Source organism: Ruegeria sp. C2 (assembly GCF_056537765.1).
Map to the genome: position 1 here is coordinate 57,059 of NZ_JBQFRZ010000011.1, position 26,829 is coordinate 83,887.

At 57.3% G+C, this 26,829-nt stretch carries 28 protein-coding genes and 1 tRNA gene; 9 read left to right on the forward strand and 20 right to left on the reverse strand.

What is annotated here, in order from left to right:
• A complete protein-coding gene (locus ACR0IV_RS19835) occupies positions 1-2,067 on the reverse strand; it encodes a TRAP transporter large permease subunit (protein ID WP_480660546.1) in 2,067 nt (688 codons plus the stop codon).
• A gap of 128 nt (positions 2,068-2,195) precedes the next feature.
• Entirely contained in the window at positions 2,196-3,248 is a 1,053-nt protein-coding gene (locus tag ACR0IV_RS19840) for a TRAP transporter substrate-binding protein (protein WP_170513809.1), read from the reverse strand.
• 336 nt (positions 3,249-3,584) lie between these two features.
• Between ACR0IV_RS19840 and ACR0IV_RS19845 the strand changes: the two genes are divergently transcribed.
• The gene (locus ACR0IV_RS19845) at positions 3,585-4,358 is read left to right on the forward strand and encodes a FadR/GntR family transcriptional regulator (RefSeq protein WP_480470613.1); all 774 of its coding nucleotides are present in this window, start codon (positions 3,585-3,587) and stop codon (positions 4,356-4,358) included.
• A gap of 19 nt (positions 4,359-4,377) precedes the next feature.
• Here the strand turns inward: ACR0IV_RS19845 and ACR0IV_RS19850 are convergent, their stop codons facing one another.
• The 6 genes from ACR0IV_RS19850 to cobS all read right to left on the reverse strand — a co-directional run bounded on the left by ACR0IV_RS19850 (position 4,378) and on the right by cobS (position 11,351).
• On the reverse strand, positions 4,378-4,770 hold the full coding sequence (locus tag ACR0IV_RS19850) for a DUF333 domain-containing protein (protein WP_480470612.1): 393 nt from the start codon (positions 4,768-4,770) through the stop codon (positions 4,378-4,380).
• Positions 4,767-5,945 (reverse strand): DUF2235 domain-containing protein, encoded by a 1,179-nt coding sequence (locus ACR0IV_RS19855; protein WP_480660549.1) that lies wholly within the window; start codon positions 5,943-5,945, stop codon positions 4,767-4,769. Before ACR0IV_RS19855 ends, ACR0IV_RS19850 begins: the two co-directional genes overlap by 4 nt.
• Before the next feature lie 91 nt (positions 5,946-6,036).
• The gene (locus tag ACR0IV_RS19860; RefSeq protein ID WP_480470610.1) at positions 6,037-6,381 is read right to left on the reverse strand and encodes a DUF427 domain-containing protein; all 345 of its coding nucleotides are present in this window, start codon (positions 6,379-6,381) and stop codon (positions 6,037-6,039) included.
• Between the two features lie 63 nt (positions 6,382-6,444).
• A complete protein-coding gene (locus ACR0IV_RS19865; RefSeq protein WP_480660551.1) occupies positions 6,445-8,235 on the reverse strand; it encodes an aminopeptidase P family protein in 1,791 nt (596 codons plus the stop codon).
• A gap of 129 nt (positions 8,236-8,364) precedes the next feature.
• Positions 8,365-10,242 carry a cobaltochelatase subunit CobT gene (cobT, locus tag ACR0IV_RS19870; protein ID WP_480660553.1) on the reverse strand — a complete coding sequence of 626 codons (1,878 nt, stop codon included), beginning with the start codon at positions 10,240-10,242 and terminating at the stop codon, positions 8,365-8,367.
• A gap of 122 nt (positions 10,243-10,364) precedes the next feature.
• Positions 10,365-11,351 (reverse strand): cobaltochelatase subunit CobS, encoded by a 987-nt coding sequence (gene cobS, locus ACR0IV_RS19875; protein ID WP_480470607.1) that lies wholly within the window; start codon positions 11,349-11,351, stop codon positions 10,365-10,367.
• Between the two features lie 288 nt (positions 11,352-11,639).
• Here cobS and ACR0IV_RS19880 point away from each other — a divergent pair, with 288 nt between their 5' ends.
• A complete protein-coding gene (locus tag ACR0IV_RS19880) occupies positions 11,640-12,497 on the forward strand; it encodes an NAD(P)-dependent oxidoreductase (protein WP_480660555.1) in 858 nt (285 codons plus the stop codon).
• Between the two features lie 115 nt (positions 12,498-12,612).
• On the opposite strand, the gene ACR0IV_RS19885 is transcribed toward ACR0IV_RS19880, so the two are convergent.
• Entirely contained in the window at positions 12,613-13,236 is a 624-nt protein-coding gene (locus ACR0IV_RS19885; RefSeq protein WP_170716335.1) for a DnaJ domain-containing protein, read from the reverse strand.
• A 107-nt stretch (positions 13,237-13,343) separates the two neighbouring features.
• On the opposite strand from ACR0IV_RS19885, the gene ACR0IV_RS19890 reads away from it, so the two are divergent.
• Together ACR0IV_RS19890 and ACR0IV_RS19895 are read left to right on the forward strand one after the other, a co-directional pair.
• Positions 13,344-13,598 carry a BolA family protein gene (locus ACR0IV_RS19890; protein WP_480660557.1) on the forward strand — a complete coding sequence of 85 codons (255 nt, stop codon included), beginning with the start codon at positions 13,344-13,346 and terminating at the stop codon, positions 13,596-13,598.
• A gap of 68 nt (positions 13,599-13,666) precedes the next feature.
• The gene (locus ACR0IV_RS19895; protein WP_480660559.1) at positions 13,667-13,795 is read left to right on the forward strand and encodes a hypothetical protein; all 129 of its coding nucleotides are present in this window, start codon (positions 13,667-13,669) and stop codon (positions 13,793-13,795) included.
• On the opposite strand, the gene ACR0IV_RS19900 is transcribed toward ACR0IV_RS19895, so the two are convergent.
• From ACR0IV_RS19900 to ACR0IV_RS19920, 5 genes are all read right to left on the reverse strand, one after another.
• A complete protein-coding gene (locus tag ACR0IV_RS19900) occupies positions 13,792-14,310 on the reverse strand; it encodes an N-acetyltransferase family protein (RefSeq protein WP_480660561.1) in 519 nt (172 codons plus the stop codon). The genes ACR0IV_RS19895 and ACR0IV_RS19900 overlap by 4 nt on opposite strands.
• Positions 14,307-14,861, reverse strand: coding sequence for a helix-turn-helix domain-containing protein (locus ACR0IV_RS19905; RefSeq protein ID WP_480660563.1), 555 nt, complete (start codon positions 14,859-14,861; stop codon positions 14,307-14,309). Before ACR0IV_RS19905 ends, ACR0IV_RS19900 begins: the two co-directional genes overlap by 4 nt.
• A gap of 119 nt (positions 14,862-14,980) precedes the next feature.
• Positions 14,981-15,997 carry an extracellular solute-binding protein gene (locus ACR0IV_RS19910; protein ID WP_480470602.1) on the reverse strand — a complete coding sequence of 339 codons (1,017 nt, stop codon included), beginning with the start codon at positions 15,995-15,997 and terminating at the stop codon, positions 14,981-14,983.
• Positions 15,998-16,295: 298 nt separating this feature from the next.
• Positions 16,296-16,421: a type B 50S ribosomal protein L36 gene (ykgO, locus tag ACR0IV_RS19915; RefSeq protein ID WP_005648635.1), complete on the reverse strand. Its 126-nt coding sequence runs from the start codon at positions 16,419-16,421 to the stop codon at positions 16,296-16,298.
• Between the two features lie 90 nt (positions 16,422-16,511).
• A tRNA-Val gene (locus tag ACR0IV_RS19920) sits at positions 16,512-16,586 on the reverse strand.
• Positions 16,587-16,735: 149 nt separating this feature from the next.
• Here ACR0IV_RS19920 and ACR0IV_RS19925 point away from each other — a divergent pair.
• Positions 16,736-17,608, forward strand: a complete 873-nt coding sequence (locus ACR0IV_RS19925; RefSeq protein ID WP_480660565.1) for an N-formylglutamate amidohydrolase — start codon at positions 16,736-16,738, stop codon at positions 17,606-17,608.
• 1 nt (position 17,609) lies between these two features.
• On the opposite strand, the gene ACR0IV_RS19930 is transcribed toward ACR0IV_RS19925, so the two are convergent.
• Complete coding sequence (locus tag ACR0IV_RS19930; protein WP_480660567.1) at positions 17,610-18,863, reverse strand: DNA polymerase IV; 1,254 nt, start codon at positions 18,861-18,863, stop codon at positions 17,610-17,612.
• Between the two features lie 358 nt (positions 18,864-19,221).
• Complete coding sequence (gene pyrF / locus ACR0IV_RS19935; protein ID WP_480470599.1) at positions 19,222-19,926, reverse strand: orotidine-5'-phosphate decarboxylase; 705 nt, start codon at positions 19,924-19,926, stop codon at positions 19,222-19,224.
• A 141-nt stretch (positions 19,927-20,067) separates the two neighbouring features.
• Here pyrF and ACR0IV_RS19940 point away from each other — a divergent pair, with 141 nt between their 5' ends.
• The gene (locus ACR0IV_RS19940; RefSeq protein ID WP_480660570.1) at positions 20,068-20,388 is read left to right on the forward strand and encodes a hypothetical protein; all 321 of its coding nucleotides are present in this window, start codon (positions 20,068-20,070) and stop codon (positions 20,386-20,388) included.
• Here the strand turns inward: ACR0IV_RS19940 and ACR0IV_RS19945 are convergent.
• Positions 20,367-20,942, reverse strand: coding sequence for an isopropylmalate isomerase (locus tag ACR0IV_RS19945; RefSeq protein WP_480660572.1), 576 nt, complete (start codon positions 20,940-20,942; stop codon positions 20,367-20,369). The genes ACR0IV_RS19940 and ACR0IV_RS19945 overlap by 22 nt on opposite strands.
• Positions 20,943-21,147: 205 nt before the next feature.
• Between ACR0IV_RS19945 and clpB the strand changes: the two genes are divergently transcribed.
• Positions 21,148-23,766: an ATP-dependent chaperone ClpB gene (gene clpB, locus ACR0IV_RS19950; protein WP_480660574.1), complete on the forward strand. Its 2,619-nt coding sequence runs from the start codon at positions 21,148-21,150 to the stop codon at positions 23,764-23,766.
• 52 nt (positions 23,767-23,818) lie between these two features.
• On the opposite strand, the gene ACR0IV_RS19955 is transcribed toward clpB, so the two are convergent.
• Both ACR0IV_RS19955 and ACR0IV_RS19960 read right to left on the reverse strand, forming a co-directional pair.
• Positions 23,819-24,160 carry a cupredoxin domain-containing protein gene (locus ACR0IV_RS19955; RefSeq protein ID WP_480660576.1) on the reverse strand — a complete coding sequence of 114 codons (342 nt, stop codon included), beginning with the start codon at positions 24,158-24,160 and terminating at the stop codon, positions 23,819-23,821.
• Entirely contained in the window at positions 24,160-24,684 is a 525-nt protein-coding gene (locus ACR0IV_RS19960) for a DUF4142 domain-containing protein (RefSeq protein ID WP_480660578.1), read from the reverse strand. Before ACR0IV_RS19960 ends, ACR0IV_RS19955 begins: the two co-directional genes overlap by 1 nt.
• Before the next feature lie 338 nt (positions 24,685-25,022).
• On the opposite strand from ACR0IV_RS19960, the gene msrP reads away from it, so the two are divergent.
• Both msrP and msrQ read left to right on the forward strand, forming a co-directional pair.
• Positions 25,023-25,925, forward strand: a complete 903-nt coding sequence (gene msrP / locus ACR0IV_RS19965; RefSeq protein WP_480660580.1) for a protein-methionine-sulfoxide reductase catalytic subunit MsrP — start codon at positions 25,023-25,025, stop codon at positions 25,923-25,925.
• A gap of 4 nt (positions 25,926-25,929) precedes the next feature.
• Positions 25,930-26,544, forward strand: coding sequence for a protein-methionine-sulfoxide reductase heme-binding subunit MsrQ (gene msrQ, locus ACR0IV_RS19970; RefSeq protein WP_480660584.1), 615 nt, complete (start codon positions 25,930-25,932; stop codon positions 26,542-26,544).
• Positions 26,545-26,628: 84 nt separating this feature from the next.
• Here the strand turns inward: msrQ and ACR0IV_RS19975 are convergent.
• Positions 26,629-26,829 (reverse strand): hypothetical protein (locus tag ACR0IV_RS19975; RefSeq protein WP_480734432.1); only part of this gene is annotated, 201 nt, incomplete at its 5' end.

The following is a 26,829-nucleotide window of genomic DNA, read 5'->3' on the forward strand; positions in this document are numbered from 1 at the left end:
TTAATACGCGACCGAGGGCAGCCACGTGGCCAGTTGAGGCCAAAGGAAGACGAAGAACAGACCGGTCAACTGCAGGATCACGAACGGGATGATGCCTTTGTAGATATCGGTCAGCTTGATCTCGGGCGGGCAGACCCCTTTTAGGTAGAATAGCGCAAAACCAACAGGCGGTGTCAGGAATGAGGTTTGCAGGGTCACCGCGACGAGGATCACGAACCACACCAGCGCGGGCTCATCAATGACGCCAAAGCCGTCGATATCCAGACCTAGTCCATTTACGATGGGGCGCATCAAGGGCAGCACGATGAGTGTGATTTCGATCCAGTCCAGCACGAAGCCCAACAAGAAGACGATGAAGAGGATCATGAAGACGGTGCCGTTGGGACCAAGCCCAGTACCATGGATCATGTCCTCGATCAGCGCATCGCCGCCCAGTTCGCGCAGGACGTATGAGAAAACGGTTGCGCCAAGGAAGATCGCAAAGATGTAGGCGGTGGTGTTAAACGTGGCCTTCAGTACATTCACCAGTTTCGCCAGCGTCAGTTTGCGATAGCCAAGCGCCAGCAGTGTGGCACCCAGCGCGCCTACGCCTGAGGCTTCGGTCGGCGTGGTCAGGCCCGCAAAGATCGACCCCAGTACGGCAAGGATCAGGGCGAGGGTCGGCAGTACGGCGATCAGCACATCCTTGACGGCGGCCCAGTCGGGACGGGTTGCGCCCTCGGGTACAGGGGCCACGTCACGTTTGATCAGGGCGATGACGAAGATATAGGTCAGATACAGCGCGCCGATGATCACGCCAGGGAAGACCGCAGCCATGAACAGATCACCAACCGACAGTGCCATCTGATCCGCCATGATTACCAACATGATCGACGGCGGGATCAGGATGCCCAGTGTGCCTGACGCACTGACCACACCGGCGGCCAGCGAAGGACTGTATTTCTGCTCCATCATCGAGGGCAGAGACAACACGCCCAGCAGAACGACCGAGGCTCCGATGATGCCGGTCGAAGCAGCCAGAATGATCCCGATCATCGTCACCGTGATCGCCAGCCCGCCGCGTACCGTACCAAACAGACGCTGCATCGAAGACATCAGACGCTCGGCCACACCGGATTCATCCAACATCAGGCCCATGAAAATGAACATCGGCAAGGCGACCAAAACGGCGTTTGACATGGTGGCATAAACCCGGTTCACCACCGCACCCAGCGTCAGATAATCCAGCCCGGTCAGCGTTTCCTCAAGCCCGGTCCAGTTCATCATGCCGTTGTCGAACAGATAGGCCAGACCGCAATAGGCAACACCGACTCCCGCAAGTGTCCACGCCACCGGGAAGCCAGTGAACAGCAACGCGATGAAGGTCAGGAACATGGCGATGACCAGTTTTTCTTCGGTTGTCTCAACCAGGAAGGTTAGCGCAGTCGCCACAACAGCAAAGCCCAGAAGGGCCCAGATGATCAGGCGCAGGCCTTTGCCATGGCGTTCCTCATCCAAGTTCATGAACAGGGCGTGCAAGTCGTGGATCAGCCGCGCCGCCGCCGCCACTCCCAGCAATGCAAAACTGACCGGGATCACGCCTTTCAAGGCCCAACGCGCGGGCAGGCCGGTCGGGCTGTCTGAGGATTCGTTGACCCTCCAGCTTTCGTAGAAATAGTCGTATCCCTGATCGATCATCAGATAGATGAACGGTACAAGCAGGGTGAAGATTCCGATGATCTCAATGATCCGGCGCGCGCGCTGGCTGAGCTGCATATGCAGCAGGTCGACCCGCACATGACTGTCGGTGACCAAGGCATACGAGATGCCGACCATCGTCACCAACCCGTAGAAATGCCACTGGATCTCGTCCAGCTTGGGATAATTCTGATTGAGCAAATAGCGCAGCGCCACTTGCGAGACGATGGCCGCAACCAGCAGCAGGTTGGCCCACATGACCACATGGCCTACCGCCTTGACGCCGTTGTCGATTGCCACCGCCAACCTCTGACGGTCGGGTTCACCATGCTCAAGGATGCTTTCATAGACTTCAATCGGATCGTCGTGCTGACGCTGTGTCTCGGCCATGGTCTCCTCCTCGAGATTTTGGCGATGGGAACGTGAATGCGCCCGGGTCGTTTGGGAAAATAAAGAAAATCAGCTTTGCCCGAGGGCGGCGGAAGGAAGCCGCCCCCGGACAATCGCAAGCAACTAGTTTACTTGCGGGGGAGGAACGCGTTCTCTTTCCAGACCGCATATCCGTCGCGGAATTCGTTCATGTCAGCCAGAACCTTGGCAAAGAATTCGTCATTGGCGGCCTGTTCAGCGGCCACTTCTTCCCAAGTCGCACGGAAGGTCGACAGCATCTCATCATTCCATTGCTTGATCTGGACGCCGTTGTTTTCGACGTTGTCCAACAGGGCCGCGTGCTGGATCGCTTCACCTTCGGCAAAACTGTCGGCCATTGAGGCCTTACAGGCGTTTTCGATGATCGCCTTGTGCTGATCGCTGGCTTCGTTCCAGACGTCTTTGTTGATCATCAACTCAAACACAGTCGCCTGCTGGTGCCAGCCGGGGAAATAGTTGTACTTGACCAGCTTGTGGAAACCGAGCCGCGCGTCGATGGCAGGCATCGAGAATTCGGTCGCGTCAATCGCGCCTTTTTCCAGTGCCGGGAAGATTTCGCCACCGGGCAGCAGAGAGGTCGCCACGCCCAGTTTCTGCATCACTTCACCGCCCAAACCGAAAAAGCGCATTTTCAGGCCGTTCAGATCTTCGGGACTGTTGATCTCATTCGCGAACCAGCCCGAGGTTTCGGGGGCAATGATCGCGCAGGGGATGACATGGACGTTGAAGCCCGCCTGATCATACATCTCCTGATACAGATTCATGCCGTTGCCATAGTACAGCCACGCCATGTATTCGCCCGCCTCGGGGCCAAACGGAACGGCCGAGAACAACGGTGCAGCCGGAATCTTACCCGCCCAGTATCCGGCAGTGGTGTAGCCCGAGTTGATCTTGCCCGAAGACACCGCATCCAGAATTTCAAACGGCGGGACCAGCTTGCCGGGCTCATAAACCTTCATCTTCAGCGTGCCGCCGGACATCAGGTCCAGCTGTTCAGCCACGCGCGGGATCGGCGAGCCGAGACCGGGCAAAGCGGTCGAAAACGCGATCGGTGTTTTCAGCAGCATCTTGTCCGCCGCGTGGGCAACCGGAGCGGCCAACAGCGAGGCAGCAACGGCAAGCGATGTCAGGGTGGTCTTCATGGGTTCTCCTCCAGGGTATGTGCCAGCTGTGGGATCGGCTGACGGAATTCCCGCCGTGGCGGTGATATGAAGAGGTAAATATTTTTTACCATGAAGGTTAGTCAACAATTTTATTTACCACTTCTGATTCGATCAGTGGCGTTTCGCGACTGTGTCGAACAAGGAGAAATTTTAGCCAAATGGAGTGATATTACGGATTTATCGTTAATCACCAGATAGATATATCTGTCGGGTATATCCGTATTTTTGGGTATTTTTACTTGCATAAATTCAGTTAATTGGTAAATTTTGTGAACAACTTATATTTTGTGATTTCTGGTAGGCCGCGGAGCAGACATGAGCAACAACAGCCCATTTGAGCCTGTCGGCCACGAATCAATTGCTGATGCGGTGGTCGAGCAGATCGAGACGATGATCGTCGATGGCATCCTGAAAGAAGGCCGCAGATTGCCCTCCGAACGGGATCTGGCCGAGGCCATGTCTGTCTCGCGCCCCAAGCTGCGCGAGGCGTTGCAGATTCTCGAACAGCGCGGCCTGGTTTCAGTGCGTCATGGTGAGGGGACGTTCATCGCCGCGCTGACCGGCCGGGCAATGTCGCCGGCACTCCTGTCGCTTTACGCCCGGCATGGCGGGGCGTTCTATGATTATCTGGAATATCGACGTGAGCAGGAGATCTTTGCCAGCCGTCTGGCTGCACAGCGGGCGACGCAATCCGACAAGGAGCGCATCTCTGAGATCATAGGCGAGATGCAAAAGGCGTGGGAAGATGATGATGCGGATGCCAGTGAGGAAGCGGATTTTCGTCTGCATTCGGCGGTGGTGGATGCCAGTCAGAACACGACGCTGATCCACATGATGGCTTCGGTTTATGATCTGACGCGTCAGGGTGTCTTTTATAACCGCCGATTTCTGAGAACGATGGACGGCTCGGGCGAGTTGTTGCTGGCGCAACACAAGGAAATCGCGCAGTCCATTCTGGAGGGGGATCCAGAGCGGGCCGAAACTGCGGCCCGCGATCACATGGATTTCGTCGAGAGCTCATTCCGAAAAGGGCAAGAGCAACAGGCGCGTGAAATACGCGCCTCGAAACGACGGTTATATTCGGTCTGAAATCTGCGACTCTGCAGGGCTATTCTGGATGATCGGCCCGAAACAGATCCCAAGCGTCCAGCGATGTGCCATCGGGTTTTGTGCAAATTCCGACCTGACCTTGGTCGGTGTCCTCAATCCGATAGCTGCCGCCGATTTCGATGCAATACGTTGCCGCCGGGTTTGCAAGCCGGGTAAAGCTGTCACTTTTGTGATCTGCATTATTTTCGCGAAAATAGGTCCAAGCGTCGACCTTGGTGCCGTCCGGTAGCTGGCATATTCCGGTTTGGCCATCAGTTCCGTCTTGTATGCCGTAGAGCCCGCCCTGAGCGATGCAATAGGTTGCCGCCGGATTGGCCAGACCAGTATTGGCCAGCGCGCCTGCAGGGCTCAGCAGTGCAAGTGCCATGATCATCGGGTTCAGCTTTATCATTCGCTCCTCGCCGGGGTTGGTTCGCTCTTAGGAAGATTCTCCGGGGCATAGCCCGGATTCAGTTCCATTCTTTCCTGTACCGAAGTATGGATCAATGCACCTTCGGGGATAAAGCGTGGCTCTTTCATCGGAAAATAAAAGCCACCTTCTTTGCGTATCTCAGGATCATCATGCCATTTTTTACGTTTGGGCAGATATTCAAGAATTTTCCACCAGAACGTCATTGAATCATGCAATTTGGCATCTGCACTGGGCGCGGCATAGTCGCGTTTGCTTCCGGGCGCGATATTCTTTGGTGTCTCTCCCTGCACCAGACGTTTGACCATGGTCTCGCGGAACTCCAAGCCATGTGCCCTTGCCTCATCGACCATCCAGCCCAACGGATATTTCGCTGCTCCACTGTCCTGTTCGGGGTAGCCGCTGCCATTGTCGCCATGCACACCAGCGAACCAGACCTGCTGAATATCCTGATCTTCGGCATCTTCATCATTGACGAAAGGGTGGGTTTTGAACAGCTGCGGCTCGGTCCAGCGCGACAGGCGGAACATACGGCGACGCTCATCAATGGCGCAGGATTGGCGAAAGACGCGCACGCAAGGATTGGTATGGGTGTAGGGTAGGGACTCGAGCGAAGGCAGATACATCCTATCCGGCCGCGGTACGATGACCGAGGCGACGGTATCCCAGCATCCCATGAAGCGGATTGTCACGCGGCGGGTATCCAGCACCTCTTGCACACGCCAGGCGAGGTCAAACCTGTCCTGAGCGCCGGATTGCTTATAGGCGGTCAATGCGTAAGAACACAGATGATCCTGATGTGCGTGCAGCAGGCCGACCATGTTGATAAACCCGGCCAGCACGCGCACTGTGTGTGCCCCGCGTGAGAAGCCGAACAGATAGATCTCATCCCCATCTTCATAATGGCGCAGCAGGAACCTGTAGGCATCCAGCACATTGGCATCCAGCCCGTAGCCGGTCGCCAGCCCGAAGACACCCTTCATCTGATGCTTGAACCGATCCCAGGCACCGCTGTTCGAGATCGTCCCGACCCCCGGATCGTAAAACCCGATCTGATCTTTGCTCTCTTTCAGGACGCGATAGAACTTGAGAACGTTGGATTGATTTTCCTTGATCTCGTTGCCGGTGCCATCACAGCAGATAACGATTTTCTTCACAGCAGGACCTCAGGCAATACATTCAAAGCAATGCCTGCAGCTTATCGGAACTTCTCAAAGCTGTTAACCGGTCTAAAGCGAAGCCTGCGTGTCAGAGCTGCTCTACTTTGATGGAGTCTTCGGGGTAGAACGCCAGATGATCCTTGATCTCGGCCACGGTCTCGATCGGGCTCTCGTAGCTCCAGGCGGCGTTTTCAGTGACCGAGGACTTGTTCACGATCGAGAAATGCGTGGCGTCCCCTTTGCCCGGGCAGTGGGTCACCTTGTCGGTCCGGTCCAGAAAGGCCATGGCGATGTCAGCGCGCGGGAAGTAGATCACCGGATCCTTATTGCTTTCCAACAACTCCAAAGCGTTGTTGGTTTCACCCAGAATGGCACCGCCTGAACGGACGCTCCATTTACCCGGTGCTTTGCGGATCGTGATCTGATTGGTCATGTTTACTCCTTCCCTCGTCGGGTACGGGCTTCCCCATTGCCTATTCTATGTAACAATCCGGTGTCAGACCGGTGCAGTTGCGGCATCCAACCACAGTTGAGCGTCCTCGCCCAGCCTTGGCCGGATCTTTTCTGCAACATCGCGGTGATATGCGTTCAACCAGGCACGTTCTTCGCGTGTCATCATGTCGACGACAATCAGCCGCCGGTCGATAGGCACATAGGTCAATGTACGCCATTGCAGCATGGCCCGTTCGTCATCGCCGCCTGGCAGGGCGGGGGCCTCTTCCACCACCACAAGATTTTCCAACCGGATGCCAAACGCGCCTTCGCGGTAATATCCCGGCTCGTTGGACAGGATCATGCCGGGCTCGAGCGGCACATGGCTGACCCGTGACAGACGCTGAGGGCCTTCATGCACGCTCAGGTAGGTGCCCACGCCATGTCCAACCCCGTGGTTGAAATCCTGCCCCGCGAGCCACAACGGCAGGCGTGCGACGCATTCGATATCACGTCCTGCCATCCCAACCGGCCAACGCAGCATTGACATGGCGATCATGCCCTTCAGCACGCGGGTGAAACACAGCTTTTCCTCATCCCCTACGTCACCGATTGCGATGGTCCGGGTGATATCGGTGGTGCCGTCCAGATACTGCCCGCCACTATCGAGCACCAGCAGATGACCGTTCTCTAACCGGCTGTCCGTTTCCTCGGTCACCCGATAATGCATAATGGCCCCGTTCGGACCGGTGCCTGCGATGGTGTCAAATGAGATATCCTGCAACGCATTGTCTCGGCGGCGGCATTCTTCCAGCCGTGTCACTACTTGTGTTTCGGATAGGCTGCCCGGGGCCTGTGTGTCCAACCAACAGAGCAATTCCACCACTGCCGCTGCGTCACGCAGATGCGCCTCGGCGCTGCCTGCGATCTCGGCAGGGTTTTTACAGGCCTTTGGCAATGCACAGGGATCACCACCCTCGACCATCCGATCCCCGAGCGCATCCGCCACGATCTGCGGTACGGTGTTCGGGTCGACCTGCACCGCCCCCTCAAGGGCCTCTATGGCGGCAAGGAAGTTCTCCGGCTCATCCACAGTTACCTGAGTGCCCAGATGATCCATCACCTCAGTCAGCTTCGCAGCGGCCATGAACAGATCAACACGCCCATCACTGTGCAGTATGGCAAACCCGTGCGCCACAGGGTTATAGGCAATGTCCGAACCGCGAATGTTCAGCAGCCACATGATCGAATCTGGAAGCGTAATCACTGCCGCCGTGCGCCCGGACCTCCGCAACTCTTCGGCGAGGCGCTTGATCTTGCTTTCCGCAGTTTCCCCGGCGAACTCAATCGGATGCGCTTTGACCGAGTTCATCGGTGGCTCAGGCTGGTCATCCCAGACCCGATCCACCAGATTGTCACAGCGCACCAATTCGACGCCGCTGCCTTTCAGTTTCTTTTGAGCACCGGCGATCTGACCAGCCGCATGGAGCCACGGGTCGAACCCGACTTTACCGCCATCTGGCAGTTGTTCCTTCAGCCATGTGCTGAGGCTGACATCCGGCCACGGAACCGGGGTGTACTCTTCGGCCACCTGTGCCTTCACCTGCGTGCGATAGCGCCCGTCGACGAATACGCCTGCCACGCTAGTCAATGCAGCGCAGAAACCGGCAGAACCTGTGAATCCGGTCAGCCAAGCCAACCTCTCGTCGTGGGGTGCCACATATTCACCCTGATGTGCGTCGGCGCGCGGGATGAGGAAACCGTCCAGCCCGTCCTTTGCCATTTCGGCCCGCAACGCGGCCAGTCGAGGAGGACCCTGTTCGGGGCGCGCGGTCACTTCGAAACTCTGGAACATCGGGGCCTCATTCGTCGGTTTGGTCGGCGCAAACCTGCGGCCTGCGGCGGAAAATGTCCAGCCGCTTGCTCTGCTCGGTTCAGGAAGTTCCGCAGCGCATTCAGGAAGGTAGCGTAGACCCGCGCTCCGCTAACTGGCCCGCTTCATCCCCATAACCCGCGCCCGAGCGCGTGGATCACTGTCGAACAGGGCGGCCAACTGTTCGGTCATGGCACCGGCCAGCTGCTCGACGTCGGTGATCGTCACTGCGCGGTCATAGTACCGCGTCACATCATGCCCGATCCCGATGGCCAACAATTCCACTATCTTGCGCTTTTCCACCATGGCGATCACGTCACGCAGATGTTTCTCAAGATAGTTGGCTGGATTGACGCTGAGCGTTGAATCATCGACCGGTGCGCCATCTGAAATCACCATCAGGATCTTGCGCGCCTCACGCCGCGCGAGCATCCGGCGATGTGCCCATTCCAGCGCCTCACCGTCGATGTTTTCCTTCAGCAGACCCTCTTTCATCATCAGGCCCAGATTGGGCCGCGCCCGACGCCATGGCGCATCGGCACCCTTGTAGATGATGTGGCGCAGATCGTTCAGACGCCCGGGCTGCTGCGGTCGGCCATCGTTGAGCCAAGCTTCGCGTGCCTGCCCACCTTTCCATGCGCGAGTGGTAAAGCCCAGAATCTCGACTTTCACATTGCAACGCTCCAGCGTCCGCGCCAGAACATCGGCGCAGATCGCTGCGATGGAGATAGGACGCCCGCGCATCGAACCCGAATTGTCCAGCAGCAGCGTCACCACGGTATCGCGGAATTCCGTATCTTTTTCGACCTTGAAACTCAGCGGAGTCGTGGGGTTCGCGACGACACGTGCCAGACGCCCGGCATCCAGAATGCCTTCCTCGCGGTCGAACTCCCAGGACCGGTTCTGTTGTGCCTGCAAGCGACGCTGCAGCTTGTTGGCCAGACGGCTCACCGCGCCTTTCAGGGGTTCAAGCTGTTGGTCGAGATAAGCCCGCAGACGTTCCAGCTCTGCCGGTTCCGCCAGATCTTCAGCGGCAATCTCTTCGTCATAGCTGTTCAAATAGACCTTATAGTCCGGATCAGCCTCGGATGCGGGCGGCGGGGCAGGTGGCTCCAGCGGGGCCTCGCCTTCGGGCATCTCGGCCTCATCGCCCATCTCATCCTCGGCCATCTCATCCATCGAGACCTGAGCCTGAGATTGGTCCTGCTGCTCTTCCTGCGACTGTTCCGGGTTGGCGTCGGCGTCCTGTTCTTCTTGATCGTCTTGCCCGGTGCTGTCGGGATCGGGCTGTTCTTCGGCGTCATCCTCGGCCTGATCTTCCTGCTCGTCATCCAGTTCATCGGGGTCGTCCCCCAACTGGTCGCCATAGCCCAGATCTTTGATCATCTGGCGCGCGAACTTGGCAAAATCGGCCTGATCCGAGAGCACCTCATCAAGGTTTTCCAGAACGCCGCCAGCCTGTTCCTCAATAAATCCGCGCCACAGATTCATGACATTTTCCGCCGCCGGAGGCATGTCGCGTCCCGTTGCCAGATGCCGGATCAGATAACCCGCCGCGACGGCCAGAGGCGCATCCGCAGGCTGCTTGCACTGATCATAACCACGCCTGATCGCCTCATGCCCGATCTTGACGTCGATATTGGACGCCGTCCCGGGCATATCCCGCGCGCCCATCGCCTCGCAGCGCGCGACTTCCATGGCCTCGTACAAATCGCGGGCCATATCGCCCGGGGGCGCATAACGCGCATGGGTTGCGTCGTCATGATACTTACGCTGCAACGCCAATGCATCCGCCGTGCCACGGGCCAGCAACACCTCTTCCCGTGTCATCCGCCGCGACACCTGCGGCAGTCGCATCGACTCGCCCGTCATGCCCGATGGATCAACCGTATAGGTCACCGACAATTCGGGGTCGTCGGCCATAACCTTGGTGGCCTCGGCCAGAGCCTTCTTGAACGGATCAGCAGGATTGTCGTTCTTCTGCACCATGTTCAGACGCCCTTTGTGTTGCAGCGATCCGATATCTCAAAGCGAAACCGGATCCCTCTTCATCTGGCCAAAAAATATCCCCGCCGGAGGCATTGCGCCCCGCAAGGGCGCAATTCAGGTCCTTAGCCCAAGCTCGCAGAGGCGGCGCTTTCAGGCAACTCCTCGTCAAAACAGCGCTGATAGAACTCGGCTACTGTCTGACGCTCCAGCTCATCACATTTGTTCAGGAAAGACAGACGGAAGGCGTAACCCACATCGCGGAAGATCTCGGCATTCTGGGCCCAGTTGATCACGGTCCGCGGGCTCATCACAGTCGACAGATCACCGTTCATGAAAGCTGTCCGGGTTAGGTCAGCGACCGTCACCATCTGGCTGACGGTCTTGCGGCCTTTCTCGGTGTTGTAGTGAGGAGCCTTGGATAGCACGATCATCGTCTCGGCATCATGGCTGAGATAGTTCAGCGTCGAGACCAGCGACCAGCGGTCCATCTGCGCCTGGTTGATCTGCTGCGTGCCGTGATAGAGGCCAGTGGTATCACCCAGACCAACGGTGTTCGCGGTTGCGAACAGGCGGAAGTTGGGGTTCGGCGTAATAATCTCATTCTGGTCCAGCAGGGTCAGTTTGCCGTCATGCTCCAGCACGCGCTGGATCACGAACATCACGTCCGCACGGCCCGCATCATATTCGTCGAATACGATGGCTACAGGGTTGCGCAGCGCCCAAGGCAAGATGCCTTCATGGAATTCGGTGACCTGTTTGCCGTCGCGCAGCTTGATTGCGTCCTTGCCGATCAGGTCTATCCGGCTGATGTGGCTGTCGAGGTTCACGCGAACGGCAGGCCAGTTCAGACGCGCCGCAACCTGTTCGATATGGGTCGACTTCCCGGTGCCGTGATAGCCCTGGATCATCACCCGACGATTGTGAGCAAAGCCCGCCAAAATCGCGAGTGTAGTCTCGGGGTCGAACTTATAGGTATGGTCGATCACCGGTACTCGGTCACTGCGCTCGGCAAAGCCCTTGACTGCCATATCGCTGTCAATGCCGAACACCTCACGGACCGAGATATCCTCGGTAGGTTTTGCGTTGATGTCGATCGATCCGTCAGCCATGCGCCTTGTCCTTATCCTATGGCCCGCTCACCGGGTTTGAACCCGTGTGTGGTGCAACATATTGCAAGCAAGGGCAAGGGAAAGCCGCGCCTGTCAAAAGCTGAGAGGATTTTTCTTTGAAACTGGCCTTATCGGGGTTGATGGAGCGTCAACGCAGGCGGCGCTTAGCGCACTCTGAGCGTTTGGTATCGCTGACGCCCGTAGGCGCGACGGGGCTGACCATGGCCGACGTGCCCATTGCCAATACTATCAACCTGTCCATAACGCCATTTTACTGGAGGTTTTGTCATGAGCGAAGTTACGGTTATTGGGTTAGTGATGATGGGTTCTGCGATAGCCAAGACCTATCGGAAGTCAGGTATTTCTCTCACTGTTTGGAACCGTTCAATCGAAAAAGCCATGGCGCTTGAAGGTGAAAACGTCGCCGTCGCTCAATCTATCTCTGATGCCGTAGCCGCAAGCCCCACAACGATCATATGCGTGGATGATCCCACGTCTATTTTTTCCCTTCTTGGAGACAGCCGCGTGCAACCGCTGCTCGATAATCGGACGATAGTCCAGCTCAGCACGTGTCTGCCAAAACAGGCCAGAGAGGCCAGAGATTGGTTGGCAGAAAAAAACGCGAGCTATTTGGACGGAGCAATTCACTGCGGCCCCCAAAGCATAGGGACCAAAGACGGCAGAATACTTATCTCTGGCCCGACGGCCACATTTGAACAAGTTGCATCACTCTTTGACTGCCTGGGCGAAAGAATAGACTTCCTTGGGGACGACATAGCAGCGGCGTCCACACTTGATCTGGCCTGGTTATCAATTCGTTTCGGTGAGTTTGCCGGAATGCTTCACGCTGCAAACGTTTGCCGTGTAGAGGGGATCGAACTTCAGAAGTTTATCTCGATGTTCCCAAATAACCCGAGAATTCAGCATCATGTCGGAACAATACGCGATGGCACATATGACCAACGAACCGCCACACTTTCAGTTTCGCAGGGCTCACTTGAATTGCTGAGACGGCAATCGTTGGATGCTGGTATGAACTCCGAGTTTCCGGACTACTTTGGCAGGTTATTCGAGAAAGCCATCGAAGCCGGCTATGGGGAAGAGCATGTTATGGCGCTTTTCAAAGCCTTGCAGAAAGACAGGTGATCAGAACGAGCCTCTCAGGGCTCAAAACTGCCCAATGCACCTTGCGGCACACAGTTCTCATGAAAACATCAGCTCACTGCTCTACCGCTAATAAAGGGCCGCCAAAAGGCCGACGCTACTTGAAGCTACGGCTGTCCTTGATCTGATCCCAAGCCCAGACGACCTCTTGCAGCTGTTCTTCCTGCGACCGGTCGCCGCCGTTCATGTCCGGGTGCAGCACTTTGATCAGCTTCTTGTAGGCTTTGCGGATCTCGGCCTTCGACCAGCTATCCTGCGCCTCCAGAATTTCGATCGCCCGGCGCTCGGTCGGGGGCAGGCGGCGGCCGCCGGAATTGGCGCGACCGGGATTCTTCGTGGCGTTCTCACCCAGCACCTGATGCGGGTCTTCGATGCCCAAGCGTGCCCAGGCGCGGGCCTCTGGGTCACCCATGGGTTTGGTCTCACGCTCCCAGACCTTGTCCTTGGAACGCTGCGCGTTTAGCTCGGCCTCGGTGGTGCCGTCGAAGAAATTCCATTTCTGGTTATATTCGCGCACGTGCTGCTGGCAGAACCAGAAGAAGTCGTCCAGCACATCCGGCGCTTTGGGCGCGCGGAACTTGCCTGCCTCTTCACAGCCCTCATGATCGCAAATACGCGTCGAGGTCTCGGACGCGCCCGACATGCCCCGACGCCCGCGCGGCTTCTTTTTCTTCGCGCTGGACACGGACATATCGAATCCAAAGGGATCTGACTTCACCATCTGCTCAACCTCACGAACGCATCTTTTCGACTCGGAGGCAGCAGTTTAATCTAAGCAGCCGAAAGTAGAAGAGGGGGACGGCAATTAATTTGCCGATGAGCATAAAAATGAGCGTGACCAACGAAATCCGTGACCGCCTGCAGGCAGCATTTGATCCGCGTGAGCTGGACGTTGTAGACGACAGCGAAAGCCATCGCGGTCACGCGGGGTACCAAGAGGGCGGAGAGAGCCATTTCAACGTCCGTATCCGGGCGGAAGCTTTTCAGGGGCAATCCCGCGTCGCGCGCCATCGCGCGGTGCACAAAGCGCTGGATGATATCGTGCCACGCATTCATGCGCTGGCGCTTGATATCGACGGCTAAGGTGCTCTCGGTCCGCGCAATCAGTTTACTGTATAAGGCGCGAGGGCGAGATAATCGTAAGCGGTCGGATGATCGACCTGCATGTTGCGCGACTGCGGAAAAAGATTGAACTCACCCCTTCGGCACTAACATTCATCAAGGCCGTGCGGGGGATTAGATATTGCTTTACCGTCAATGTACGCAAAACCGGCGGTTAGGTCAGTTGCTTATACATATAGGTGGTCGGCTCCAACCGATCCTCGATGGGGTTGCGGCAATAGTTCGGAATCTCTCCGGCAATATGAAAGCCCTGCGATTGGTAGAGCAGACGCGAAGGGTCGCTGCTGCGGGTATCCAGCACCAGCGTCGTTCGCCCTAAATCGCGCGCCCGGTCCTCTAATGCTTCCATCAGTGCCCGACCTAATCCGCGTCGGCGAGCCTGAGGATGGACCAATAGCTTGGCGACATCAGCGCGATGCGGCTGGTTTGGCATGACGGCGGGGATCAGCTGCACTGTTCCAAGTATGCCGCCCCTATCATAAGCGACGAATAAATCTAACGCTTCGATCTGCAAATCCGGCCTTACCCGACCCAGCCAGTAGCTGCGGGCATCCTCCTTTGAGAATGGCAGGATAAAGCCGATGCTGGCGCCAGTGTGGACGCAGCTATGAAGGATATCCGTCAGATCCTCGAGCGCTTCGTCAAAATAGGCAGCAGACAATCGTGTGATCATATCAGTACCAACAGATAACGGGCGCCGCGCGCTGGCCCGGTTTGGAACCGGGTTGCTCCGGATAGATGATAGCGTAGGCAATCCCCGTCATTGAGAATGTGATCGACGCCATCCACCGTGAGCGTCAGTTCCCCGTCCAGCATGATCAGGTGATGTTCCTGCCCGGGCTTTGGGGGGGTGTCATAGCTGATTATAGTGTTTGGGGGCAGCTGACCTTCCATGACTTCGCCGCTCAACCCGGCAGCGGGTGGTGAGACGGACCGGCGAGTGAAACCGGTCTCGGGATCGCGCCATTCGGGTTGGCGCTCAAGGGGGATGCGAGGGTCGAAACTGTCTTCGACCATCATCAGCAGGCGCGACATGGGCAAGCCATAGGCGGCACACAATCGGCCCAGCGTTTCCGCCGTCGGGCTGACACCCCCCTTTTCCATCCGAGACAGCGTCGCGCGGCTTATGCCGCTATGTTCGGCAAGCTGGTCAAGCGACCAGCCGCGCCCCTGGCGCAGCTCTTTCAGCCGTGTAGCGAGCCGGAAGGAGAGTTCATCTAGCATTGTTCAAATACGAGAATCATGTTCATATTTGGGATTATTGGCTAACAGATATCATGAACACAATAAAAAAGAGCGCAGCAGGCGCTACGCTCTTTCAATTTCTCGGGTGAAGCGAAGGCTTACTTCCAGCCAACTTCATTGAAAATTTTCTGCGCCTCAGGGATGTTCTTGGCCACTTCAGACAGGTTTACTTCATCCGCCTTGAAATCGCCCAACGAGGCCACGTTCTCGGCCAGAGCCACTCCTTTAACCGCCGGGAATTCGTCGTTGCCGTTCGAGAAGTAGACCTGAGCCTGGTCGCTGGCCAGATACTCAAGGAACTTGATCGCGTTTTCCTTGTTCGGAGCGTTCGCCGCAACCCCTGCGCCCGACAAGTTCATGTGTGCACCCTCGGCATCCTGTGCCGGAAATTGCACGCCAATCATGTCCATATCAGCGCTCAGACCTTTGACGTCCCTGCGGATAGCGCGCGCAAAGTAGTAGGAATTCGAAACGGCAATCTCGCATTCACCGGATACGATGCCGCGCAGTTGGTCAGTATCACCGCCCTGAGGTTCACGCGCCATGTTGGCGACGACGCCTTCAGCCCAGGTTTTTGCGGCCTCAGCACCGTGGTTGGTGATGATCGCAGCCAGCAGGGTCTGGTTATAGGTGTTGCTGGAAGAGCGGATGCAGACCAGGCCTTTGTATTCGGGCTTGGCCAGATCCAGATAGCTTGCGGGTGGATTGGCGACCTCATTCTTGTCAAAGAAGATGATCCGGGCGCGCTGCGAGAAGCCATACCATTGGTTATCTTCGTCCTGCAGGTTGGCCGGAATACGCTCTTCCAGAATGGCGCTGTCGATCGTCTGCAGTAGGTCGGCATTCTTGGCGCGCGCCAGACGCGAGGTATCGACGGTCAGCAGGATGTCGGCGGGCGAGTTTGCGCCTTCAGCCTCCATGCGCGCGATCAACTCATCGGCCTTGCCTTCGATGCGGTTGATGGTGATGCCGGTTGCTTCTTCGAAATCGGAATACAGCCTCTCATCCGTATCATAGTGACGCGACGAATAGAGGTTCAGTTCGCCTTCGGCGACAGCAGATGTCGCAATCAGTGCCGTTAGGGCGGTGGCGATACAGGTGGAAGATTTCAGCATGATGTGTCCCAACATTAGAATACGCTGCGGGTTATAACCCGACTGATTTGGTCAATTAAACGATTCTGAGCGGGATGCAAGGAATTCCGACAAAATTGGTCGGTCAAATGGTCACGCCATATTTTTATGTTTCGGGGCTGAGGTCAGGTGCTTGGGCATTGGGCCACCTATTACCTTGCTGGCCAGAGCCGAATGGATTGATGGCATTCGCGTGGTCTGCCATTTCGCATCGCTGGTACAGGCACAAAAAAAAACCGCGCCCGAAGGCGCGGCTTCTTCTATTCGGAATGTGCAGTTCTTAGCCCTGGCGAGCTTTGAACTTGCGCTGCGTCTTGTTGATCACGTAGACGCGGCCTTTGCGACGCACAACCCGGCAGTCACGGTGCCGGTTCTTGAGCGAGCGGAGCGAGTTCTTGACCTTCATGGGTCTGTCTCCAATCTGCGGCGCCTTCATCAAAGACGTGGCCAGCGCCTGGGTTAGTCGGGTGCCCCGGAAGCCCGGAACAGTGAATCATGGTGGGCGGTACAAGGATCGAACTTGTGACCCCTTCGATGTCAACGAAGTGCTCTACCGCTGAGCTAACCGCCCATGAAACCGTCGCGTGACCTACCCCATAACGAAATGGGGCGCGGAACCCCGCGCCGGTAGCGGGGTCTATAAAAGGAGTCGTTGGGGGGATCAAGGGGTTTGGAAGAACTATTTTCCGGTCTATGTTCAATGCGAATAACGGAGAGCCCATGACCAAACCTTCGTCCAATGCCGCCTACCTACTGGATATGCCCGCCAAGCGCACGTCTTGCGTGGTATTTGCCTCTCCGCATAGCGGCAGGACCTATCCGGGCTCGCTTTTGAAGCGGTCGGTGCTGAACCGGCATGCGATTCGGTCGTCCGAAGATGCTTATGTCGATCAACTGTTCGATTCTGCCGCCACCTTTGGTGCGCCTTTGCTGGCTGCAGCTATGCCGCGCGCATATCTCGACTTGAACCGCAGCGCGGATGAGCTGGACCCTGCCTTGATCCAAGGCGCCCGCCGCCATGGGCATAACCCTCGCGTCGCTTCGGGGCTGGGCGTGATTCCGCGCGTCGTGGCGAACGGGCGCGCGATCTACAATGGCAAGCTGACGATGGACGAGGCACGGCTGCGCATCGATACCTATTGGCGGCCTTATCATCAGCGCCTCAAGTCGCTTCTGGCCGAATCGCACGCGGCCTTCGGGCAGGCGATCCTGATCGATTGCCACTCGATGCCACATGAGGCGGTCGCCATGGCCAACAGCGGACGCAGTTCGCGGCCCGAGATTGTGTTGGGGGATCGGTTCGGAGCCTCTGCCTCGGGTGTGATTGTGGACCAGATCGAAGCGGCCTTTGCCTCGGTCGGGCTGAATGTGGTGCGCAATACGCCCTTCGCGGGGGCCTATGTCACCCAGACCTATGGCCGCCCGGCGCGTCATCAGCACGCCATTCAGATCGAGATTGACAGGTCGCTCTATATGAATGAAGGAACGATCCAGCCCAATGGTAATTTCCAGGCCTTCCGCGACCTGTTGCGGCAGGTGACGGCGGATATTGCTGCCATCGGATCTGAGACACAACAGCTGGCGGCCGAATAGGCTAACGCAGCGCGCGCCCCTTCACGATAGCATCTGTTCCGAACCGTCGCCGGATTTCATCAGTGGCCCGTTCGGCCTGCGAGCGTTGTGCTGCACCGGGGTCGAGCAAATCACCCGAGATATCCGCCTGATCCTCTGGGCACAGATCGGACAGGCCACATCCCAACAGGCGATAGGGCCCCTGATCACCCACCTGATCAAAAAGGTTGCGCGCAGTACGATAGATTCGGTCGGCGATCTGGGTCGCATCGCGCAGAGAGACCCTCCGCGTTATGATCTTGTGATTGGCCTGTTTCAGCTTGAGTGTCACCACTCGCCCGGCCAGCCCTCTGGCCTTGGCCCGGTCGGCTACCTTCTCGGACATACGCCAGATATGTCCGTCCAGAACGTCCGTGCTGGCAGTATCTTCGAAAAACGTGGTCTCGTTGCTGATCGACTTCATCGGTGTATGGGCCGAGACCCGACGTTTGTCCTGCCCTCGGGCGAGATGCCATAGACGATACCCCATTGATCCAAACCGCGCCGTCAACGCCTCCTGATCCCAGCGCAACAGGTCGCTGAAGGTGCGGATGCCCGCCCGTTCCAGCGTCTCCTGCGCCGCCGGGCCAATGCCCCAGATCAGGCGCACGGGTCGGTCATGCAGGAACTCGGCAGTCTCTGCCTTGCCGATAACCGAAAACCCGCGCGGCTTGTCGAGGTCCGAGGCTACCTTGGCCAGAAATTTGTTGTGGCTCAGTCCGATGGAGCCGGTCAGTCCTAACTCATCCTTCATCCGCTTGACGAGCTGGGCCAGCATCACAGCAGGCGGTGCGCCATGCAGCCGCGCGGTACCGGAGAGATCCATAAAGGCTTCATCCAGCGATAGGGGTTCCACATCCGGCGTCAGATCGTCCATCATCGCCCGAATTTCGCGTGAGACGCTGGCATAAAGCGACATGCGAGGTTTAATCACCACCGCATCAGGGCAGAGCGTCAGCGCCTTGAACATCGGCATGGCCGAACGCACGCCGCGAATGCGGGCCACGTAGCATGCGGTGGAGACCACGCCGCGCTTACCGCCACCGATGATCACCGGCTTGTCCGCCAGATCGGGATTTTCACGTTTCTCGACCGAGGCATAAAATGCATCGCAATCCATATGCGCGATGGTCAGGTCAAACAGTTCGGGATGGGATTTCACACGCGGGCTGCCGCAGGACGGACAACGCCGTTCGTCGGTCAGTGTGGTCAGGCAATCTCGGCAAAGACCGGGCATTCGGTTTCCCGTTTTTCACACGGTTCAGGTCAGGACCAGTCTTATAACAGCACAGGTCCCGGTTCAAAGGATTGGGTCGGGGTGGGGGAGTGTCTACTGACAAGAAAACCCCCCGCGGCAGCGGGGGGAGAAGGTAACGGACCTCAGGAAGTCACAGTCCGTTGGGGAGTGTCTTGTGCTTAGAATCGCTTAAAACTGCTGTTTTCGATAGGTGTAAGCATCGGATCGAAAAACTCGCATATTTGATGTGTGTTTTCGGGCACAGGGGCGATTTGGCGCAGAAAGGGTAAAAATTGACCTAAGGTCAACTGGTTGTCTGCAGTTGCTATCGTAAATGCCGGGCGATTCCGTGCGGGATTCAATGCCGTGTCAAAGAATTTAACTCGTTCAGAACAGCTTCTGCTGCCGCTTTGGGATCGTCGGCCTGATAGATCGGTCTTCCGACGACGATATGATCCGCACCATCTCCGATCGCACTCGCTGGGGTTGCCACACGTTTCTGATCGCCCAGAGCAGCGCCCGCAGGCCGAACGCCGGGAGTGACGATCAAGCGGCCGTCCGCCTGGGGCAGGGCGCGGATCAAGGCGGCCTCTTGCGGGCTGGCAATAACACCGTCGGCCCCGGCCTCCAGCGCGCGTGCGGCGCGCTCGACGACCAATTCCTGCACATCACCGGCCTTCAGCAGGCTGGCATCCAGATCGTCACGGTTCAATGAGGTCAGAATGGTTACAGCCAAAATCTTCAGGTCTTTGCCCGAGGCGCCTTCTTTGGCCGCCCGCACCACATGCGGATCGCCATGCACGGTCAGGAAATCCAGATCAAACTGTGCCAATCCGCGCACTGCGTTCTCAACCGTATTGCCGATATCGAACAGTTTCATGTCCAGAAAAATACGCTTGCCGTGATCCTGCTTCAGCTCATTGGCCAGCGCCAGCCCGCCGCCTGTCAGCATACCCAATCCGATTTTGTAGAAGGACACAGCATCCCCCAGCCGTTCGGCCATGGCCAGTCCCTGCAACGCGTTAGGAACATCGAGGGCAACGATCAGGCGGTCATCGGACATAGGTGGACTCCTTTTTGGCAAACGTCTGCGTCGTAACGGGTTCGGGGCGTTCTGTCCATGCAGGAAGGCTGGGTGATGCAGTTCACGCATAAATTTCCTTGCTGTGCTATGTTGCGGCAATTCAAAGCAAGGGACAGAATGATGAAGAAGATAGTAGCGATTGGCGCAGCGCTGATGCTGGCCGCCTGTGATGACACCCCGCAAAACGATCCTCCAGATACCGGCGTGGCCCCGGCCCCGACCAATGACAACCTTCCCCTGGTGGGCGGCTATCGGTCAGAGGATGACTGGTGCCAGCTCACAGGAGAAAGCCCCTTTACCGGCGAGTTTCTGGATCACACGGCGGATCTGGTTTCATGCCCTACCGGTAGCAGCGCCGAGCAATCGCTGCTTGAGATGTATAATGCCCAGAAGATGGCGGAAACGGGCGGTTACTCCGTCTATTCAATCCCACGGGGTTGACGGCGTCTTGTCACCCAATAGGCATTGAGGGCGATCAGGCCGATACCTGACAGTTCCAACAGCCAATTGACACGGATGAACAGGAAATCTGCATTCAGCAGGGTGTCGAATTTGTGAAACCCTGCTGCGCGGATCAACACGAAACAGATCAGGGCAATGAACCCTATCAGGGCCAAGCCGACCTGGCGCAGATGCTTGCGAAGAAACCAAAGGCTGACCAGCGCGCCCCAGAAACCGCAGAAGATCACCGCCAGTATAAAGCCGACCTGGACCGAGCGGCGATCCTGATACCAGCCCTGCATGTGTGAGAGGCAGCGGGCGCTGGCGGTCAGAGCGGATTGCAGGTCAAGCTGCTTGTTGATCATCAGGGCGAACAACAGCAAAGACAGAAGCAGCCAGAACCATCGAACGCCGGAGCTGCGTGCTGCGCGCAGGCATAAAAGAGCGGTGACGCCATAAGCCGCAACTGTCAGCCATCCGACCGGGCTCGGGTCGCCGATAACGGGTGACCATTGTTCTGCAATGCAGTTGCCGAGGTCGTTGAGTGAAATCATCGCGAGGTGTTCCCAAAACCGGTTCGGTATCATTGATTTGTGGCAAATCCCCATGGCTTTGCAAGCGCAGAATGTTGACTGGGTTATTGTAGGGAAACGGTCTTGAATACACGCCAATATTTCCCAAATTGAATGTGAGGCTTCGACCGACGCGTGCCGCCAAGCGGGCGCATCAAAACGGGGCGCTTAAGAAAAGGAGAATAAAATGGGCTTGAACAAGTTCACCGAGCGGGCACGGGGATTCGTGCAGGCCGCGCAAACGATTGCGATGCGCGAGGGGCACCAGAGGCTGGAACCCACACATATTTTGAAAGCACTGATGGACGACGATCAGGGACTGGCGAGCAACCTGATTACACGCGCGGGTGGTGCGCCAAACCGCGTGGTCGAGGCGTTGGACGCCGCAATTGGCAAGATCCCGAAGGTCAGCGGCGACGCGGGTCAGATTTACATGGACGGCCAGACCGCCAAGGTTCTGGATGAGGCCGCGAAGATCGCCAACAAAGCAGGCGATAGCTTTGTGCCGGTCGAGCGCGTGTTGATGGCGCTATGTATGGTAAAGTCCAAAGCCAAAGAGGCGTTGGAAGCCGGAGCCGTATCCGCTCAGAAACTGAACGAAGCGATCAACGACATTCGTAAGGGCCGCACCGCTGACACCGCATCGGCGGAAGAGGGGTATGACGCGCTCAAGAAATACGCCCGCGACCTGACCGAGGCTGCGGCTGAAGGCAAGATCGATCCGATCATCGGTCGGGATGAGGAAATCCGCCGTTCGATGCAAGTTTTGTCGCGCCGCACCAAGAACAATCCCGTTCTGATCGGGGAACCCGGCGTTGGTAAAACCGCGATTGCCGAGGGTATGGCTCTGCGCATCGTTAATGGAGACGTGCCGGAATCGCTGAAGGACAAGAAGCTGCTCGCGCTCGACATGGGTGCTTTGATTGCTGGTGCGAAATACCGCGGTGAGTTCGAAGAACGCCTCAAGGCCGTTCTGACCGAGGTGACCGAAGCCGCCGGTGAGATCATCCTGTTCATCGACGAGATGCACACGCTTGTCGGCGCCGGTAAATCCGACGGCGCTATGGATGCCGCAAACCTGATCAAGCCTGCGCTTGCCCGGGGTGAGCTGCATTGTATCGGTGCGACCACGCTGGATGAGTATCGCAAATACGTTGAAAAAGACGCGGCCCTGGCGCGCCGGTTCCAGCCCGTGATGGTCACCGAGCCGACGGTCGAGGACACTATCAGCATCCTGCGCGGCATCAAGGAAAAGTATGAACTGCACCATGGCGTGCGGATTTCAGACTCGGCCTTGGTATCGGCGGCGACCCTGTCGCATCGCTATATCACCGATCGCTTCCTGCCCGACAAAGCTATCGACCTTGTAGATGAGGCGGCATCGCGTCTGCGGATGGAGGTGGACTCCAAGCCCGAGGAACTCGATCAACTGGATCGTCAGATCCTGCAGATGCAGATTGAGGAAGAGGCGCTAAAGCTTGAGGACGACGCGGCCTCCAAGGATCGACTGGAAACCTTGCAAAAGGATCTGGCCGACCTGCAGGAGAAATCCGCCGAGATGACTGCTCAATGGCAGGCCGAACGCGATAAGCTGGCCGGTGCGCGCGATCTGAAAGAACAGCTCGACAAAGCGCGCGCTGATCTGGAGATTGCCAAGCGCGAAGGCAACCTCGCGAAAGCCGGTGAGCTGTCCTATGGCGTCATCCCCGAGCTTGAGAAAAAGCTGACCGAGGCCGAAAACGCCGAAAGCAACGCCATGATGGCCGAGGAAACGGTGCGTCCGGAACAGATCGCCTCTGTGGTCGAACGCTGGACCGGTATCCCGACCTCGAAAATGCTGGAAGGTGAGCGCGAGAAACTGCTGCGGATGGAAGACGACCTGCATTCCCGCGTGATCGGTCAGGATGCGGCGGTAACCGCCGTGGCCAACGCCGTGCGCCGTGCGCGTGCGGGCCTGAATGATGAGGGCCGCCCGCTGGGCTCGTTCCTGTTCCTCGGTCCGACCGGTGTGGGTAAGACCGAATTAACCAAGGCCGTAGCGAACTTCCTGTTCGACGATGACAACGCGATGGTGCGCATCGACATGTCCGAGTTCATGGAGAAACACGCAGTCGCCCGCCTGATCGGTGCCCCTCCGGGCTATGTCGGCTATGACGAAGGCGGTGTGCTGACCGAGGCTGTGCGGCGCAGGCCCTATCAGGTCGTGCTGTTTGACGAGGTCGAAAAGGCGCACCCTGATGTGTTCAACGTGCTGTTGCAGGTGCTTGACGATGGTGTTCTGACTGATGGTCAGGGTCGCACCGTCGACTTCAAGCAGACGCTGATCATCCTGACGTCGAACCTCGGGTCTCAGGCGCTCAGCCAATTGCCCGAGGGCGCGGACAGTGCGCAGGCGCGGCGGGATGTGATGGATGCGGTCCGGGCGCATTTCCGGCCCGAATTCCTGAACCGTCTGGACGAAACCATCATCTTTGACCGGCTCAAGCGCGCCGATATGGATGGCATTGTCGATATCCAGATGGCGCGTTTGCAGAAACGTCTTGCCGCCCGCAAGATTGAGCTGGCATTGGATGATGGTGCCAAGGAATGGCTGGCGAACGAAGGCTATGATCCGGTTTTTGGTGCCCGCCCGCTCAAGCGCGTGATCCAACGTGCCTTGCAGAACCCGCTGGCCGAAGCATTACTGGCCGGTGAGATCAAGGATGGCGAGACAGTTCCTGTGTCAGCTGGTTCTGACGGCCTGATCATCGGCGATCGGTTAGGAACGTCTGATCGTCCACGCCCGGATGATGCCGTGGTGCATTAACTGACAGAACCTGAAAGGCCCGCCGATATGGCGGGCCTTTTTTAAAGTCAGATCATACAATTCTGACCGTTCCTTTCATATGCGGGTGGAACACGCAGAAATAGGTCAACACCATCCCGTCTTCGACGGTGATCTCGGCGCTTTCATTCCGCTTCAGTTCCTTGGTCTCCCAACTCAGGTCGTCGGCTGAAGCAGTGTGAGGAGCGATGTCCAGATTGGTCCAGCGGATGATGTCTCCGACTCGAACCTCGATTTGCTCTGGCTCATAGGTGAAACGCTTGATCGTCACTTCATGCACCTTGGCGGCTTGCTCCGCGCGCGCTGAAAGTGTCAGGGCGGTTGCTGAAACCACCGCCCCTCCAAGAAACGTGCGCCGCATGATGGTGCGTGGCATTAATTCAGCGACTCGACCATCACTTCGGCATGACCTTCATGGGCCTTGAATATCTCAAGCCCCTGTTCGAACAGCGCCTTGACCTCGGCGTTGTCGATGTTGGGGATCATGGTGCCTTCGACCAGCTCGTTCACCGCCTGATGATAGGCCAGCTCATTGGCGGCATATGCCGCATCGAACTCGGCCCCGCGCAGTTGCGAAAGATTGTCGATGATCTTCTCGGCATTGGCATTCAGTGTCTGGCTGAATGCGTTATCCTGTGCGGTAGCCCCCAGCTTATCAAGTAATCCAAGTGCGGCGGCGTTCACAGCAGTATGGTCGCGGATCATGGTATTTGCGAATTCATGGATATCGGGATTTTCCGATAGGGCCAGCGCCAGATGCGCATAACGGATATCGATATTGTCGGCGGTATAGGCGATATGGGCGTATTCCAGATCGCTCATATCCGCGATTTCCTGTGCCGAAGCCTGCGCGCCTGTCATGGCCATGGCAACGGCGAGAACGGAAACTAGTCTGTGCATTTGAGAAACTCCTCGAGAGACATTTTTTGCCCGCCCAGTATTTTCCGATCCTCTGTGCTGTCACAGACCGGAGCGTTCACAACAGGACTCAGATCGTCCGGAAAGCAGAACGAAGAAGCAGTCAGCGGATCTCTTTCAAGGCCCGTTGCTATCCAAAAAGAGTTCAGGCGGTTTCAAGAGGCGCAAGTCCACCGAACTCACGCCAGCGGGGGCATGTGCGCTCAATTGCCCGCTCTCTACGTTACAATCTCGTCTCTCAATCGTTACGCTTGTTTCCTTGGCACTGTGCTATGAGCAGACTACCTCGTTCCTGAGGCAGACTGTTAACGGAGACTTACATGGCGCACCGCTGGACCAATACTTTGACACATGCCGACGTCACCCCTCGGGCGGCGTTTCTGAACCGGCGGCAAGTGATGGCCGGACTGGCGGGTGTGGGGCTGGCAGGTCTGGCGCGACCGGCGGCAGCGGCTGAAACGCTTGAGCCGAACACCTGGGAAGAGGTCACCTCGTACAACAATTATTATGAGTTCGGCACCCGCAAGGATGACCCGGCAAAATATGCCCACACGCTGGTAACCGAGCCCTGGAGCGTGCAGATTGATGGCTTGGTCGACCGCCCCGGCGAATATGACTTCAACGACATCATGTCCGAAATGACGGTTGAGGAGCGTATCTATCGATTCCGTTGTGTCGAGGCGTGGTCGATGGTCATTCCGTGGAATGGTTTCGAACTGGCTGATCTGCTGAATATGGCGGGTGTTCAGGAGGGCGCGAAATATGTCGCGTTCGAGACCGCCTATCGTCCGGACGAAATGCCTGGTGTCGCATATCCGGTGCTGGAGTGGCCTTATCGCGAAGGACTGCGACTGGACGAAGCGATGCATCCGCTGACCATCATGGCCACGGGAATCTACGACAAACCGATCCCGAACCAGAATGGCGCGCCCCTTCGTCTGGTTGTGCCGTGGAAATATGGCTTCAAGTCGATCAAATCCATAGTACGTATCACTCTGACGGATACCCAGCCTCTGACCAGCTGGAACATGGCTGGCCCGCGCGAGTATGGATTCTACAGCAACGTGAACCCAAACGTGGATCACCCGCGTTGGTCTCAGGCCTCGGAACGACAAATCGGCGGTGGTTTATTCGCCAAACGTATCCCGACCCTGATGTTCAATGGGTATGAAGAAGACGTTGCCAGCCTTTACGAAGGTATGGATTTGGCGAAATACTACTGAGATCATGCAACGCCTCAACGATATTCTGCGTCGTATCCCTGTTTGGGTAGTGTACCTGGTGGGCGCGCTTCCTGCGCCATGGTTGTTTTATCAAGGCATGACAGGGGGTCTTGGTATAGAACCAATTGAGGCGTTGGAGCATCGCTTCGGGGAACTCGCGTTACAGCTCTTGATTCTAGGTCTCGCGATTTCGCCATTGCGACGACTCGCCCGAATAAATCTGATGAAGTTCCGTCGTGCTATTGGCGTTCTGACATTCTCATATGTCTCGCTGCACCTCTTGGTCTGGCTGGTTCTGGATGTTCAGATCCCCAGTCAGATCTGGGCGGACATCGTTAAGCGTCCCTATATCACGGTTGGGATGGCTGCTTTTGTCCTGTTGCTGCCGCTTGCGATCACGTCAAACAACTGGTCGGTCCGCCGTCTTGGCCCACGATGGCGCAAGTTGCATCGCCTGGTTTATCCGGCTGCGATTCTAGGCGCGTTGCATTACGTGATGTTGGCGAAGGGTTTCCAGATCGAACCGCTGGTCTATCTCGTGATCGTTTTGGGTCTGCTGAGCCTGCGTCTGCCTGTTTCCGCTTTTCTTGTTCGGTTGCGGCAGGTCGATTCCGCCTGACTCGAAGGCGAGTCTGTCGGTAACTGCGTGCATAAGTGATCTGCAGGGCGATTTGTTTACGGATGACGCCATTGATCGCGCAACTCATCTGGAGGGGCGGGAATTAACTATATGTTTTTTAACGTAAAAATAGAAACTTGAAGATTTTTTGCCGATTTTCGATTTTTCTGCTTGCGGCTTCTTGGCGATATACTTAGAACGCCCTTCACCGGCGCTGCTGAGGTGGTTGTTGGGACGCTGGGAACGGCGGAGACGGGCCGGAGAGACGGTTGGACGCTCGGGAGA